The organism is Allokutzneria multivorans (genome assembly GCF_039537405.1).
GTDB lineage: Bacteria > Actinomycetota > Actinomycetes > Mycobacteriales > Pseudonocardiaceae > Allokutzneria > Allokutzneria multivorans.
This window is the reverse complement of record NZ_BAABAL010000018.1, coordinates 1-14,074: the sequence shown is the minus strand read 5'-3', so window position 1 is coordinate 14,074 and position 14,074 is coordinate 1. Positions and strand designations below refer to the sequence as shown.

The 14,074-nt window shown below is 69.8% G+C and carries 14 protein-coding genes; 5 read left to right on the top strand and 9 right to left on the bottom strand.

The window, feature by feature from the left end:
* Window positions 1-42 precede the first annotated feature (42 nt).
* From ABD798_RS24015 to ABD798_RS23990, 6 genes are all read right to left on the bottom strand, one after another.
* Entirely contained in the window at window positions 43-2,157 is a 2,115-nt protein-coding gene (locus ABD798_RS24015; protein WP_344878756.1) for a polyprenyl synthetase family protein, read from the bottom strand.
* On the bottom strand, window positions 2,150-3,574 hold the full coding sequence (locus ABD798_RS24010) for a family 2B encapsulin nanocompartment shell protein (RefSeq protein ID WP_344878753.1): 1,425 nt from the start codon (window positions 3,572-3,574) through the stop codon (window positions 2,150-2,152). The genes ABD798_RS24015 and ABD798_RS24010 overlap by 8 nt, the downstream gene beginning before the upstream one ends.
* A gap of 186 nt (window positions 3,575-3,760) precedes the next feature.
* On the bottom strand, window positions 3,761-4,012 hold the full coding sequence (locus ABD798_RS24005) for a hypothetical protein (RefSeq protein WP_344878751.1): 252 nt from the start codon (window positions 4,010-4,012) through the stop codon (window positions 3,761-3,763).
* Window positions 4,013-4,031: 19 nt separating this feature from the next.
* Complete coding sequence (locus tag ABD798_RS24000; protein WP_344878748.1) at window positions 4,032-4,634, bottom strand: DM13 domain-containing protein; 603 nt, start codon at window positions 4,632-4,634, stop codon at window positions 4,032-4,034.
* A gap of 70 nt (window positions 4,635-4,704) precedes the next feature.
* Window positions 4,705-5,538 (bottom strand): undecaprenyl-diphosphate phosphatase, encoded by an 834-nt coding sequence (locus ABD798_RS23995; protein WP_344878745.1) that lies wholly within the window; start codon window positions 5,536-5,538, stop codon window positions 4,705-4,707.
* Window positions 5,539-6,585 carry an LLM class F420-dependent oxidoreductase gene (locus tag ABD798_RS23990; protein WP_344878742.1) on the bottom strand — a complete coding sequence of 349 codons (1,047 nt, stop codon included), beginning with the start codon at window positions 6,583-6,585 and terminating at the stop codon, window positions 5,539-5,541.
* 126 nt (window positions 6,586-6,711) lie between these two features.
* Here ABD798_RS23990 and ABD798_RS23985 point away from each other — a divergent pair, with 126 nt between their 5' ends.
* Complete coding sequence (locus ABD798_RS23985) at window positions 6,712-7,689, top strand: aldo/keto reductase (protein WP_344878739.1); 978 nt, start codon at window positions 6,712-6,714, stop codon at window positions 7,687-7,689.
* On the opposite strand, the gene ABD798_RS23980 is transcribed toward ABD798_RS23985, so the two are convergent.
* Entirely contained in the window at window positions 7,665-8,270 is a 606-nt protein-coding gene (locus tag ABD798_RS23980) for a TetR/AcrR family transcriptional regulator (RefSeq protein ID WP_344878735.1), read from the bottom strand. The genes ABD798_RS23985 and ABD798_RS23980 overlap by 25 nt on opposite strands.
* An 88-nt stretch (window positions 8,271-8,358) precedes the next feature.
* Here ABD798_RS23980 and ABD798_RS23975 point away from each other — a divergent pair, with 88 nt between their 5' ends.
* From ABD798_RS23975 to ABD798_RS23965, 3 genes are all read left to right on the top strand, one after another.
* Window positions 8,359-9,528 carry a cytochrome P450 gene (locus ABD798_RS23975; protein WP_344878732.1) on the top strand — a complete coding sequence of 390 codons (1,170 nt, stop codon included), beginning with the start codon at window positions 8,359-8,361 and terminating at the stop codon, window positions 9,526-9,528.
* A 159-nt stretch (window positions 9,529-9,687) separates the two neighbouring features.
* Window positions 9,688-10,671, top strand: coding sequence for a YncE family protein (locus ABD798_RS23970; protein WP_344878729.1), 984 nt, complete (start codon window positions 9,688-9,690; stop codon window positions 10,669-10,671).
* The gene (locus tag ABD798_RS23965) at window positions 10,668-10,895 is read left to right on the top strand and encodes a DUF5703 family protein (RefSeq protein ID WP_168200778.1); all 228 of its coding nucleotides are present in this window, start codon (window positions 10,668-10,670) and stop codon (window positions 10,893-10,895) included. The genes ABD798_RS23970 and ABD798_RS23965 overlap by 4 nt, the downstream gene beginning before the upstream one ends.
* Before the next feature lie 232 nt (window positions 10,896-11,127).
* Here the strand turns inward: ABD798_RS23965 and ABD798_RS23960 are convergent, their stop codons facing one another.
* On the bottom strand, window positions 11,128-12,468 hold the full coding sequence (locus tag ABD798_RS23960; RefSeq protein ID WP_344878724.1) for a protein kinase domain-containing protein: 1,341 nt from the start codon (window positions 12,466-12,468) through the stop codon (window positions 11,128-11,130).
* 3 nt (window positions 12,469-12,471) lie between these two features.
* On the opposite strand from ABD798_RS23960, the gene ABD798_RS23955 reads away from it, so the two are divergent.
* The gene (locus ABD798_RS23955) at window positions 12,472-13,026 is read left to right on the top strand and encodes an RNA polymerase sigma factor (protein ID WP_344878721.1); all 555 of its coding nucleotides are present in this window, start codon (window positions 12,472-12,474) and stop codon (window positions 13,024-13,026) included.
* A gap of 14 nt (window positions 13,027-13,040) precedes the next feature.
* Here ABD798_RS23955 and ABD798_RS23950 read toward each other — a convergent pair whose 3' ends face one another.
* Entirely contained in the window at window positions 13,041-13,928 is an 888-nt protein-coding gene (locus ABD798_RS23950) for an alpha/beta fold hydrolase (protein WP_344878717.1), read from the bottom strand.
* Between the last annotated feature and the right edge of the window lie 146 nt (window positions 13,929-14,074).

Sequence of the window (14,074 nt, the reverse complement as noted above, 5' to 3'; positions counted from 1 at the left end):
GCGGAGAACGGACCGTTCTGCTTGCAGGGCAAGCGAAAACGGTCATCGAGCACAGTTGAGCAGCCGCCGTGCCGTCGCCGTGCCGAAACCCGTGGGCCCGGCGAGCCTGCGGCTGATCGACTCGACGACCACCGGCGCGTCGGCTTCTCCGTAACGGCTGGTGCGCTTCTGCCATTCGAGCCACCCGGGCAGCCAGTCGCGGAGCGTGTCCACGTAGCCGGCCACGACGGCGCGCTCCTCCGGTGTGAGGCTGTGCTCGTCGCACATCTCGGGGATCTCGACGTCGGCGATGTGCTCGAACTGCCGCACCCTGGCCGTCAGCATGTCGTTGGTCGCGGCCACCGCGCGCCGCGTGTCGCAGCCGAGGAATTCCTTGAGCACCAACACCATGTTGGCCGTCTCGACCCCGTCGACCACCTCGCGCTCGTAGGAGAACAGGTCGTTGAGCAGCAAAGCGCTCTCGCTGACGGCGTCCACCAACGCACGCACCGTCGGCCCGTCCGCGACAGCTTGAGGAAGCTCCGCGCAGCGGGCGAACTCGGCCAAGCACGAGGACACAGCCCCACCGTTGGTCTTGCGCTTCATCTCCACGTACTCGACCGGAGTCGCGGTGCGCTGCGAGGTGGCACACCGCAGCTCCTGGAGGTGCCCGGCCAACAGTTGTTCCACCGCACCACGAATCCGGCTTCGCCAACCGGTGGACATCCGTGGCGCGACTCGCGACCACAGGTCGGCCAGCCCGCGCTCCGCCGGGATGGCCGGGATCGGAGCTTCCAGGTCGAGATCGACCGGCATGAACGGCGGAAACCTTGCCAGATAAGCCTTTGCGCCCGCCAGGTCGCCGGTGCGGCCGAACGCTTCGACGAGGTGGTCGTCCAGGTGGAACAGCCAGGTGTACCAGTCGCCGATGGTGTTGAGCTCGTCGATGGGCGCGTCGGCGAACTTGAGGGAGCAGAGCAACCCGAAGTCGTTCGCGGCGAGCTCTGCCGTCGTCCACGGCAGAACGTCCGCGTCGGGGTCGATCAGGCCGATCTCCTCGGCCCACGACAACGTGTGCGCGCGAGCCGCCTCCAATCGCGGATTCACTCTGGCAGTACGGGTGATCTGAACATCGGGCAGCTCAAAGGACTCCTGCTCGGGCACCTGCTTGGCCTGCGCTGTGCAGAGCCGCTGGGCGAGCGCGGCCAGCTCGGCGGCGGCTCCCGGTTCGGGGTTCGCGGCTTGCAAGCACGCCATCGCGGCGTCGAGCTGGCGATGCGTCTCCTCGTGCGCCCACGCCCGCGCGCCGGCTTGCTCGATGAGGTCGGCACAGGTCCGCAGCTCGGCGTCGTCCAACGGCTCGCTCCGGTAGTACAGCTCGGCGAGCCGCGCGGCGGCACCGTTGCCCGCGTTGAGCGCCGCCACGACCGGAAGGGATTTCTTGCGGGCACGCAGATCGGCCAGCACGGGCTTGCCGGTGTTGTCCGGATCTCCCCAGATACCAAGGAGATCGTCGGCGAGTTGGAACGCGAGACCGAGGTGTTCGCCGAACTGGCGCAGCTGCCAGACGCGCTCCGGCGATGAGCCCGCTGACAGTGCGCCGAGCTCGCACGCGACGGCGAACAACGCGCCGGTCTTGTCGGCGGCCATTGTCATGCACTCGTCCAACGTCACGTCACGGCGAGCTTCGAAGGCCGTGTCGGCCGCCTGGCCGTCGACGAGCCGCAGCATCGCCGCGTTGAGCCGCTCAACGCCTTTGGTGGACAGCGGCGGGCCGTCGTTGGCGAGGGCTTCGGTGGACAGGGTGATCAACGCGTCGCCCGCGAGGATCGCGGCGGGCACGCCGTAGACCGTCCACGCGGTCGGCCGATGTCTCCTCGTGCGGTCCTCGTCCATCACGTCGTCGTGCAGCAGCGAGTAGTTGTGCGCGAGCTCGACCGCCACACCCGCGTTCTTCGAGCGCTCCGCCGCGCTGCCGACGGCCTCCGCCGCCAGCATCGCCAGCGCGGGCCGCACCGCCTTGCCGCTGTCGCCGTCCAAGGGGCGGCCGTGCTCGTCCCACCAGCCGAAGTGGTAGCCGATGACCTGGCGGGTGGCGGGGTTCATCCGGTCGGCCGCCGCCCGCAGCCCGGGCGTGACCAGCGCACGCGCCCGGGCGAAGGGGTCGGCCTCAGCCACGGCCGTCGACGCTCCCGAGCTGGACGTGCTCCAGCACGCCCAGCGCGTCCGGCACCAGGACGGCCAGCGAGTAGTAGCAGGTGATCAGGTAGTTGACGATGGCCTTCTCGTCGATGCTCATGAACCGCACGCTCAGGCCCGGCTCGTACTCGTCGATCAGCCCCGTCTTGCGCAGGCCGATGACGCCCTGGTCCGCTTCGCCGGTCCGCATGACCATGATCGAGGTGGTGCGCTGCTCGGTGATCGGGATCTTCCAGCACGGGTAGATCGGCACGCCGCGCCACGCGGAGACCCGGCCACCGGGCACGTGCACCGTCTCCGGCGAGACCCCCTGCCGGGTGCACTCGTCGCGGAAGGCCGCGATGGCTTCCGGATGGGCCAGGATGAACCCGGGGTTCTTCCACACCGTGTTGAGCAGCCGGTCCATGTCGTGCGGCGTGGGTGGGCCGTTGCGGGTGTAGATGCGCTGGCCGAAGTCCGCGTTGTGCAGCAGCCCGAAGTCGCGGTTGTTGATCAGCTCGTGCTCTTGGCGCTCGCGCACCGCCTCGATGGTCAACCGGAGCTGCTGTTCGAGCTGGTCGATCGGCTCGTTGTAGAGGTCCTGCACGCGCGTGTGCACCCGGAGCACGGTCTGGGCGATGCTCAGCTCGTACTCGCGCGGCTTCATCTCGTAGTCGACGAACGTCCCGCTCAACGCCTGCTCACCGCGGTGCCCGGACAGGATGTCGACCTCGGCCTCGCCGTACGGGTTCTGCGCCTTTTCGGCGAGCGCGAGCTGCTGCGCGATATGCGTGCGCAATTCCTCGGACCGGTCGAGGAGTTCGTGGAAATCGGACTTCGACAGGGACATCAACGTGCACGCGGTGGCCGCTTTGACCGAATAGTCCCAGGTGCTTCCGGTATCGAGCAGGAACTCGTCGCCGAAATAGTCGCCGTCGGCCATGATGGTCAACGTCGATTCCTGGCCGTAGTCGCCCTCGCGGAGTTTGGTGAGGCGGCCGTGCACCAGCAGGAAAACCTCCTCCGCCGGGCTGTCCGCGGTGACGACGAGCTCGCCCGCCCCGTACTCGCGCTGGGCGAACCGGCCGGCGAGCGTGCCGAGCAGGTCCATGTCGGAGCAGCTGCGCAGCAGTGGCAGCTCGGTCAGCTCGGCCGGGATGACCTGCACTTCGCTGCCGGTGGTGTGGAAGGCGAGGCGGCCGTCGCCGAGGGTGTAGTTGAGCCGCCGGTTGACCCGGTACGCACCGCCTCGCGCCTCCACCCACGGCAGCAGGTTGAGCAGCCAGCGCGGGGTGATGCCCTGCATCTGCGGCACGGACTTGGACGTCGACGACAATTTCCGTGCGGCCTCGGTACTGAGGCTGAGCCGCGCACCGCCGTTGTTCCCGCCGCCAAGAGCAGAACGTTCCCCGGTCATTTCGGGCACGACTCGACCACCAATCACAGAATGGGGATTGCGCTGACGCGGTTCCGCAGCCGTGATGACGCTAGGTCGACATGATCGACAGGACAAGAGCGCTCGGCGCGGTTGACGCGATCGAGTTTCCCAGGTTGGTATGTCAGGGTGATCGACAACATTTTCGCGGCGGTGTATGCGAAAGCGCTAGCCCGTCACGACGAGCAACCCGATGGGCCGATCGGTGAGCTCGGCGACGGGATCGCCGACAGCCAGGCGCAGCCCGGCCGCCTCCAGCAGGCCGACGATCTTCTCCGCCGCGTTGCGCCGGCCCGCCGGGCTCGCGGCCATCACGAGCGCGAGCGTCGTACCGGACTCCGTCGAGCCGATCTCGTAGCTCGCGGCGCGAACGGAACGCAGGGCGTAGCGAACACGGTCAGGATGGATTGCTTCAGGCACAACGCATTCTGGCACTGGGTCACAGGGACAGCGGCGCGGACCCGAACGCGACGTTGAAGCGGTCGCACCAGATCACCACGCTGCGCAGGCCACCGAGATCGGCACCGGCCGGGATCGCGTAGTTCTGGTTGCCGTGGGTGCCCTTGAGCGCGCCGAGCTTCACGTAGCGGCCGTCGTCGTACTTGCCCCACGAACCGCCCGCCGTGGCGTCGGTGAGCCAGACGTGCAGGTCGGGACCGTCCGAAGTGGCCAGTCCCTCCAAACGCAGCACGCGGTTGCCGTCAGCCAGCTTCAGCACCTTCGCCGTGCCGGTGGTCTTGTGCTCCTGGGTCACGAACGCACCCGAGGCCAGCTCCACAGTGGTCGGACGAGCGGAGGACGGAGCAGCTGACGACGGGACAGCGGACGACGGAGCAGCTGACGGCGCCGCCGAGGTCGTAGAAGCGGACGTCGTAGGTGCGGCGGAAGACGACACCGCGACGGGAGCCATCGGCAGGGCCTCGTCGACGGTGCTACTGGTGAACAGCCGCCACGGCTGGAACAACCACAGGCCCACGGCCACCACGACGACACCGACGGCCAGCCCGGCCTGGACCCAACGCTTCCTCAGCAACTGACGCATGCGGCATTTCTATCGCGCCGACGCCGCATTCGCACTGGTAGGAGCCTTACGGAGTCCTTACACCGTGTCCTCACACCGCGTTGATCGCGCCCGCACCGAGCATCGCGAACAGGAACAGGCCGAGCGCGATGCGGTACCAGACGAAGACGTACACGCTGTGCTTGGCGACGTAACGCAGCAGCCACGCGATGCTGGCGTAGCCGATCCCGAACGCGATCACCGTCGCGACGATCATCTGCGCCACGCTGGGCTGGAGTCCGGCGCCGCCCTGCTCGAAGACGTCGGGGATGCTGAACACGCCCGAGGCGACCACCGCGGGGATGGCCAGCAGGAACGAATAGCGGGTCGCGGCCTCGCGGGTGAGCCCGATGGCCAGACCCGCGGTGATGGTGCCACCGGAACGGGACACGCCGGGCACGAGCGCCATCGCCTGGGCGCAACCCATGATCACGCCGTCCTTCATGGTCATCTGCTCGACGGCGCGCTGCTGCCGCCCGAAGCGCTCGGCCAACCCGAGGATGACCGCGAACACGATCAGCGTCGTGGCGACGAGCCACAGGTTGCGGGCCGAGGTGCGGATCTCGTCCTTGAACAGGTAGCCGAGCACGCCGATCGGAATGGTGCCGATGACGACGTACCAGGCGATCCGGTAGTCGGCGGTGCGCCGCACGCTCGCGTCGACGAACCCGCGGAACCACGTGCTGAGCAACCGCCAGATGTCCTTGGCGAAGTAGATGAGCACCGCGGCCTCGGTCCCCAGCTGCGTCACAGCGGTGAACGAGGCCCCGGCGTCACTGTCGAAGAACAGCTCCGAGGTGATGCGCAGATGGGCGGAGGAGGAGATGGGCAGGAACTCCGTGAGTCCTTGAACGACGCCCAGTACCAGTGCCTGCACCCAGTCCACTTACGCGACCCCTGACTTCTCCAATGCCTCGACGGCCGTGCGCAGCGCCGCCTTGCCCTGCTCGTGATCCTGCAGCACCACGGACACGGACAGGGTGGTGACACCCGCTTCGGCCATCGCTTGCATCCGATCGGCGACCCGCTCGGGCGGTCCGAGCAGCGAGGTCTGATCGATGAACTCCAGGGGAACAGCCGCCGCCGCGCCGAGGTAGTCCTTGGCGAGGAACTTCTCCTGAACTTCGCGTGCCGCGTCGCCGTACCCCATCCGGGTGGCCAGCTCGTTGTAGAAGTTCTTCTTCCTGGAGCCCATGCCGCCGATGTAGAGCGCGCAGTAGGCGCGCACGTTGTCGGCGCAGGCCTTCCAGTCCTCGCCGATCACCAGGGGCACGGTGGGCACGACGTCGAAGCCCTCCATGGTCTTGCCCGACTTCGCCCGGCCCGCGCGCACCTGCGCCATCGGCTCCTCGAAGTGCTCGGGCGAGAAGAAGATCGCCAGCCAGCCGTCGGCGATCTCCCCTGCCAGCTCCAGGTTCTTCGGGCCGACCGCGGCGAGGTAGACCGGCAGCTGCTCGCGCACCGGGTGCACGGTCAGCTTGACCGCCTTGCCGGGGCCGTCCGGCAGCGGCAGCGTGTAGTGCTCGCCCTCGTAGGTCAGCCGCTCGCGGCGCAGCGCGGCGCGCACCACGTCGACGTACTCCCTGGTCCGGCCCAGCGGCTTGTCGAAGCGCACGCCGTGCCAGCCCTCGGAGACCTGCGGCCCGGACACGCCGAGGCCGAGCCGGAACCGCCCGCCGGAGAGGGTGTCCAGGGTCGCCGCCGTCATCGCGGTCATCGCCGGGGTCCGCGCGGGGATCTGCATGACCGCGCTGCCCACGTCGACGCGTTCGGTCTGCGCCGCCACCCACGACAGCACCGTCGGCGCGTCGGAGCCGTACGCCTCCGCGGCCCACACCACGGAGTAGCCGAGCTTGTCGGCCTCCTTGGCGAGTTCGAGGTTGTCGGCGTCGTTGCCGGCGCCCCAGTAGCCCAGGTTCAGTCCAAGTCGCACCGGCATGACACTACTCACCGGTAACAAGACGGGAAGTCCGACGTGATCCGCGTCACCCAAAGGGGAGACGCGCCCCACCACCGGGATAACCGCGCTCACGGCGGGGCACTGTCTAGGCTCCTGCACGTGGAGCATCGACAGCTCGGCCACAGCGGCCTGCGGGTGTCCCGACTGGGACTGGGCACCATGACCTGGGGCCAGGACACCACGACCGAGGAGGCCGCGAGCCAGCTGACCGCGTTCGTCGACGCGGGCGGCTCCTTCGTGGACACCGCCGACGTCTACAACGAGGGCGAGAGCGAAACCGTCGTCGGCGGCCTGCTCGGCGACGTCGTCCCGCGCGAGAACATCGTGCTGGCGACCAAGGCCGTCGCCCGCCGCACCGACGGCCCCTTCGGCGGCGGAGCCTCCAGGGGCGCGCTGCTCACCGCGCTCGACGGCTCCCTGCGCAGGCTCAAGGTGGACCACGTCGACCTCTGGCAGCTGCACGCCTGGGACGCCTCGGTCCCGGTCGAGGAGACGCTGTCCGCACTGGACGCGGCGATCGCCAGCGGCAAGGTCCGCTACGTCGGCATCTCCAACTACTCCGGCTGGCAACTGGCCACCGCCGCCACGCTCCAGGCCGCCAAGCCCGCGCACCACCCGCTGATCTCCACCCAGGTCGAGTACTCCCTGCTGGAGCGCGGAGTCGAACGCGAGGTCGTCCCCGCCGCCGTGCACCACGGCCTCGGACTGCTCCCCTGGGCCCCACTCGGCAGAGGCGTGCTCACCGGCAAGTACCGCAACGGCACCCCGGCCGACTCGCGCGCGGCCTCGCAGAACCTCTCCCGCTACGTCGAGCACCACCGCACCGAGCGTGCCGCGCGCATCGTCCAGGCCGTCGTCACCGCCGCTGACGGCCTGGGCACCTCACCGCTGTGCGTCGCGCTGGCGTGGGTCCGCGACCGCCCGGGCGTGATCGCGCCGATCATCGGCCCCAAGGACACCGGCCAGCTCACCGGCTGCCTCGCCGCCGAGGACCTCGAACTCCCGAGGGCGATCCGCGCCGCGCTCGACGACGTCAGCGCCCCGACGATCACCTACCCCGAACGCCGCATGGACTGACCCAGCAACAGCTCCAGGTGCGCGTCGAGCACCGCCAACGCCTCCTCCTGCGCGTAGTGCTCGCCGAGCACGTGCACACCCAAGCCCTCGACCAGCGCCACCAGCCCGGTCGCGGCCTGGAGCGGTTCCATGCCCAATCGGTTCTCCCCCGCCCACACCCGCGCGATCTGCCCGGCGAAGTGCTCCCGCATCGCCACGGTGTTCTGCCGCAGCACCTCCGCCAGCTCCGGCCGCCCGGTCGAGTACGACATGAACGCCAGCACCACGCGCCCCTCGACCCGGCGCGCCTCGTCCAACGGCAGGAGCGCGGTCAGCAGCGCCCGGACCTCCTCGCGGACCGACCCCGCCTCGCCGACCGCCGCCGTCGCACGCGCGTGAGCCCGCTCCGTGACCACCTCGAGGGCGAAGGACATCAGCTCGTCCTTGCTGCGGAAGTAGTGCTGCACCATGCCCGAGGTCACCCCGGCCTCGGCGCCGACGTGCCGCAGGCTCACCGCTTCGAAGCCCCGCTCGGCGGCGATCCGCATCAGCGCCTCGGCCAGCTGCGCGCGGCGTTCCGCGTGGTCCACCCGCTTCGGCATGGCCGCATCTTTTCACATTTCAGTCGTATTGACATGCCTCCGGCGGCCTTTTACGTTGCACTCGTAACGCAAAAATCGAGGAGGCCAGATGACCCGCAGACTCCCCTTCACCCAGCCCGACCCGACCGCACCACCCCCGGCCTACGCCGAGCTCCGCGCGAGCTGCCCCGTCGCCAGGGTCACCACCCCCGACGGCGCCCCCGCCTGGCTGATCACCTCCTACCACGCCGCGGGCACCGTGCTTGGCGACTCCCGCTTCGGCATGGCCCCCGCAGGCGCGGACAGCACCGGCAACGACACCCTCTTCCAGGACGGCCCCACCCACACCCGGCTCCGCCGCCTCGTGACCAAGGCCTTCACCCCGGGCTCGATCGAAGCCCTGCGCCCGTTCATCGAGCGGCACTGCGCCGAACTCGTCAAGGCCATGCGCGCCAACGGGACCGCCGCCGACCTGGTCGACGACTTCGCCGCACCGCTCTCCATGGCGGTGATCAGCGAGATGTTCGGCGTGACGTTGGCCGACCGCGAGCGCTTCAGCGAGCTGGCCGAGATCGTCAGCACCGCCGACCTGCACTCCGGTGACGAACACGCCCTCGCCGTCGCGCGCAAGGCGTGGCAGGAACTGGGCCTCTACTCCGCCAGGCTGATCTCCGCCAAGCGCGAGACGCCCGGAACCGACGTGCTCAGCGGCCTCATCGCGATCCGCGACGACGAGGACGGGCGCCTCTCCGACGCCGAGCTGATCGGCATGGTCTCCACGCTCGTGCTCGCCGGGTACCAGACGGCCCGCAACGCCATCTGCGTCGCCACGATCGACCTGCTCGACGAAGGCCGCCTGCACGAGGTGCTGACCGACGAGTCCGGCGCCGTCCTGGACGAGGTCCTGCGCCGCCTCGGCGGAACCGTCGGCAACCCGCTGGCTCGCTGGGCGCACGAGGACATCGAGGTCGCCGGCACGCGCATCGCAAAGGGCGAACAGGTCCTCGTGCGGCTCGACGCGGCCAACCGCGACCCGGCCCGCTTCGCCGAGCCCGACGAGTTCCGCGCGGACCGCACAGCGTTGCCGCACATGAGCTTCGGCCGCGGCGCGCACCACTGCCTCGGCGCATCGCTGGCCAAGGTGGAGGTCGGCGTCGCACTGCGCACCCTGGCCGCCGAACTGCCAGGGCTGCGGCTCACCCTGCCGATCACGGAGATCCCGTGGACCGCCGCCACCGCGATCGACCGCGGCCCCGAGTCGGTGCCCGTCACCTGGTGAAGCCGCTTGATCACGGCTCAGCCGCGCGCGTGTGCCAACCGGGTGCCCGCGCGTGACCCTCCCCGCCACGTCGTGGATGCTGGTATCCAGGACATGTAGGCCGGGTACACCCCGGCCGCGCCGGAGGAGGTCGGATTGCGTCGCCGTGCGGTGGCAGTGGTGCCCGTCGTCATCGGAGCCCTGGCGCTGAGCGCCTGCGCCCCGGACCGCACGCCCAGCGATCCGCTGCTCGTCGGCGACGAACTCGTGGCCCCGTCGCCCGCCGCCTCCCCGCCCAGCTCCTCCCCCGCCGGGACCGTGCTGCCGCTGGACGGCCCGGCCCGCGCGCTCGCGCTGGACACCACGACCCGCACGCTCGCGGTCGCCATGGACGGCAAGGAGATCCGGCTGTTCTCCGTGGACGACCCGCAGGCCCCGCCGCGCGTGGTCGCCGTCCCGGACAAGGTCAGCTCGCTCAGCCCGGCCGGTGACGGCGCGCTCTTCGCGGCGGTGCCCTCCGCCAACGCCTTGGTGCGCGTCGACCTCCGCACCGGAGCCACCGAGCAGACCACCGTCGAAGGTGCCCCGAGCGGTGCGACCGTCGTGAATGGACAGACGGTGGTCTCGCTCAGGAACCGCAACGCCGTCGCAGTGCTCAACGGCGGCAAGGTGGCCCGCGAGGTCACCGGCTTCTTCGCCCCCACGGCGGTCCTGCCCGGCGGCGCCGGCGACGCACTGGTGCTCGACATCAACCGCACCGCGCTGCTGGAGGTCAAGGTCGCCGAGGGCACCGTCGGCTCCGCGATCCGCGCGGGCGACGGCGCCACCAACGCGGTCACCGACCGGTTCGGCCGGGCGCTCGTGGTCGACACCAGGGGCGGCGAGCTGCTCGCGTTCTCCACGGGACCGTTCCTGATGAAGCAGCGCTTTCCCGTCGCGGGCACGCCGTACGGGATCGCCTACGACACCAAGCGCGACCTCGCGTGGGTCACGCTCACCGAACGCAACGAGGTCGTCGGTTTCCACGTCGCGGGTGGCGAACCGGTGGAGAAGCACCGCTTCCCCACCGTCCGCCAACCCGATTCGGTGGCCGTCGACCCGGACAGCGGCAGGGTCTTCGTCGCGTCCGCGGACCGGGAAGGGATCCAGGTGGTGCAACCGTGAGCGACGAGGGCAACGGCTCGATCATCGACGGGGACTGGGAGTACCGCCCGCTCAGGCTGCCCCCGGGCGTCTCCCGCAAGACGGCCATGACCCAGCTCGCGCTGCACGCGGAGTTCTCCGGCTGGGAGCTGGCCAGGGTGCTGCTCTTCGCCGACGGCACCCGCAAGATCTGGCTGCGCCGCCGCTACCGGCCCAACCAGATGCTTCCCGGCATCATCGCCTGATCCCCGCCTCCTGGCGTTCGCGGTCTTCCCTTGCACCGAGCATTGATTTCACTCGGCACTGAAGTCATCGTGACAGCGAAGATTTCTGCGCAGACCTCAGCGAGGCCCCGCCCTCCCACTGGTCGCCTTCGGTCCACAGTGGACAGTTCATGGTGATCTCCCCCAAGGGCATCGTGGTGCTGACACCGGTGTGATGCCGCCTGGGAGGGAAAGGTTGGGCGAGAAGGAGAACTTATCCCGTGGCCCACACGACGGGACCGACCTCGACCTGGCCGCCGTCACCGACCGGCCCCTTGTCCCACGGGAAGACCACGAGATCGAGCGAGCCCGGCAGACGGAACTCCATCCGCGCGGGGGTCAGCGGTTTCACGTCGCGGTTCTTGGCGTCGACGTCCCAGTTCAACTGCACGGAGGCCCAGCCGCCCTCACCGACCTGGACCTCCACCGGCTCGCCCTGGCCGTCGCCGTAGCGCAACGGGATGACCTTGCCGTCGGCCTGGACGAACCGCACGTCCTCCAGCCTGCCGAAGAGCTTGCACTCCCGCTTGTCCGAGGCGAAGAACAGCTCCATGTTCCTGCGGTTGCTGTTCAACGGTTCGGCTCCGTCACCGCCGGTGAGCACCCGCAGGTCACCCGCACGGCACAGCGCCGGGTCGATCGGCTTGACGGTGGTCGTCGGCGCGGCACCCTGCTGCTGTCGCTGCTGTTCGACCGGCTTCTGCTGCCAGTAGAACAGCCCCGCCGCCAGCCCGAGCACGCTCACCGCCACCACTCCGGGCAGTACGAAACGCTTGCGCGACAGGGATTTCTCGCCCGCGGCCACCGCACGCAGCTCCTCGACGAAGGCGCGTGCGCTCGGCCAGCGCCGGTCAGGATCGGCCTGCAGAGCACGCCGCACCGCGCGCCCGAGCCTGCCCTCCAGGCGCGCACTCGGCTCCCCCACCGTGCTGCCCGACAGCAGTCGGTGCGCCAGCGCGCCGAGCCCGTAGACGTCGGTGCGCTCGTCGACCACCGCGCCGCTGCGCGACTGCTCCGGCGCCATGTAGCCCGGCGAGCCCGCGACCTGCGTCAACCCCGACCCCTGGGCGAGCGCCTTCGCCAGGCCCAGATCGGCCAGCACCACGCGATCGCGGTGGATCAGCACGTTCGACGGCTTGAGGTCGCGGTGCACGATGTCCAGCGCGTGCAGCACGCACACGGCTTCGGCGACCTCGACCAGCACCGCCAGCGCTTCGTCCTCGGGCAACGGCCCCTTGGCGAGGCGGTCCTCCAGGCTGCCGCCGTCGGCGAGCACCGTCACGAAGTACGGTCGCCCGTCCGGCAGCTCGCCGATGTCCAGCACGCGCAGGATGCGGTCGGAATCGGCCAGCCGCAACAACTTCGCCTCGGAGACGAAGCGCTCGCGCACGTCGAGGTGGCGAGCCCAGTTGTCGGCGAGAACCTTGATCGCCACGGGTGCGTCGAGGGTGTCGTCCTCCGCGCGCCACACCGAGGCGAACGCTCCGGTGCCCAGCAACCCCGACACGCGGTAGCGGCCAATGGAATCGATCCCGAGCCTCCTCGATATGGTCACACCATGCTAGGCGATCAGGACGCGGAGGCGTTGGCCAGAAGGGTCACCCAGGGGGACCGTTCAGCCCTGGACGAATTGCTCCGGGTGATCCAGCCCGGGGTGCTGAGGCACTGCGGCCGCTACCTCCCCTGCCGCCAGGACGCCGAGGAGGCGTGCCAGGACGCGCTGCTGCGGGTCGCGGAGAAACTGCCCACTTTCGAGTGGCGCAGCAAGTTCAGCACGTGGCTGCACACCGTGGTCTCCAACAGCGCGCTCAGCACCTACCGCTCGATGAAGCGCCGCGCCGACAAGCAGGGCGGCGATGACACGGTTCTCGCCACCCGTCCCGACCCCAGGACCACCAGCGTCATCGCCGGCTCGCGGATCGACCTGCTCGACGCCTTGGAGCGCCTGGAGTCCGAGCGCCCGCGCATCGCCGCCGCGTTCGTGCTGCGCGATGTCTCCCGCTTGACCTACAACGAGATCGCCGAACACCTCGACGCCCCCGTCGGCACCATCAAGAGCCAGGTCCACGACGCCCGCGTGGTCGTCCGCGAATGGCTCGCCGACCAGTCCTGACCGCCGTCGTTCTGCTAGCGGACGGCCTCGCGGACGAGGGCGGCGATGTGCGCGGTCACGTCGTCGGGGCGTTCCAGGGGAAGCATGTGGCCCGCGCCCGGCAGGACGAGCTGTTCGCCGCCACCGCAGATCTCGACGATCTTGGCGACGTGTGAGGCGGGGCAGAGCTTGTCCTTCTCCCCCGCCATCACCACGATCGGCTTGCCCTGGATGACCGTGAGGGCGGCTGTGCGGTCGTGGCGGTCGAAGGCGGGACGGAACAGCGCCACGGTCTCGGGCCACTGGGACCACACCATCTCGGCGGTGATCGCTACGTCCTCGTCCCGCGGGTCGTCGCCGAAGAGCCACCAGCGCAGTCCTGCCGTCTTGGCGGGTTCGATGCGCTCGCGGACCTTGCGCACGAGGGGTCCGAAGACGTTCTCCAGCTCCTGCACGAGCTTTCCCGCGAGCGTCGGCAGCCCGAGCTGGACCTCCGCCGCTCCGCCCGCCGACGTGGACACGAACGCCACGCCGCCGACGCGCTGACCGAACAGCCTCGGCCTGCGCTCGGCGAAAGCCATGATCGCCATGCCGCCCATCGAGTGCCCGACGAGCACGACCGTTCCCGTGGGCGCGAGCTGTTCGATCACCTGCGCCAGGTCGTCCCCGAGCTGTTCGACCGTCGCGGTCTCCTCGGTGGCGTCCCCGGACTTGCCGTGACCGCGGTGGTCGTAGGAGATCAGTCGGACCTGCTGGTCGAGCACCGCGGGCAGCAGGTCGAACTGCCTGCCCCAGGTCCGGTGGTCCAGCGCGTAGCCGTGCGTGAAGATCACCGTGACCGGCGCGTCCGCCGCTCCGGCCTGGACGGCGTTGAGCAGGGTGCCGTCCTCGAGCAGCGTCACCGTCTCCGAAGTTCCCGACATGGCAGGAGATGGTGGCACGCCCACCCGGATTTATCTACCCGCGAGTAGCTTCAGTGGGGCGGCCACGTCCGGGAAAAGACCCCGGACATGCCTGAAGGGGCCCCAGAAATCTGGGGCCCCTTCAGGGAAAAATTGTTCGGCGGCGT

What these genes read in the sequence shown, in the direction of transcription:
- ABD798_RS23980 (WP_344878735.1), bottom strand. Translation starts at nt 8,270, where the DNA reads ATGCCGAAGCGGGTGGACCACGCGGAACGCCGCGCGCAGCTGGCCGAG.
- ABD798_RS24000 (WP_344878748.1), bottom strand. Translation starts at nt 4,634, where the DNA reads ATGCGTCAGTTGCTGAGGAAGCGTTGGGTCCAGGCCGGGCTGGCCGTC.
- ABD798_RS23955 (WP_344878721.1), top strand. Translation starts at nt 12,472, where the DNA reads ATGCTAGGCGATCAGGACGCGGAGGCGTTGGCCAGAAGGGTCACCCAG.
- ABD798_RS24010 (WP_344878753.1), bottom strand. Translation starts at nt 3,574, where the DNA reads ATGACCGGGGAACGTTCTGCTCTTGGCGGCGGGAACAACGGCGGTGCG.
- ABD798_RS23975 (WP_344878732.1), top strand. Translation starts at nt 8,359, where the DNA reads ATGACCCGCAGACTCCCCTTCACCCAGCCCGACCCGACCGCACCACCC.
- ABD798_RS23950 (WP_344878717.1), bottom strand. Translation starts at nt 13,928, where the DNA reads ATGTCGGGAACTTCGGAGACGGTGACGCTGCTCGAGGACGGCACCCTG.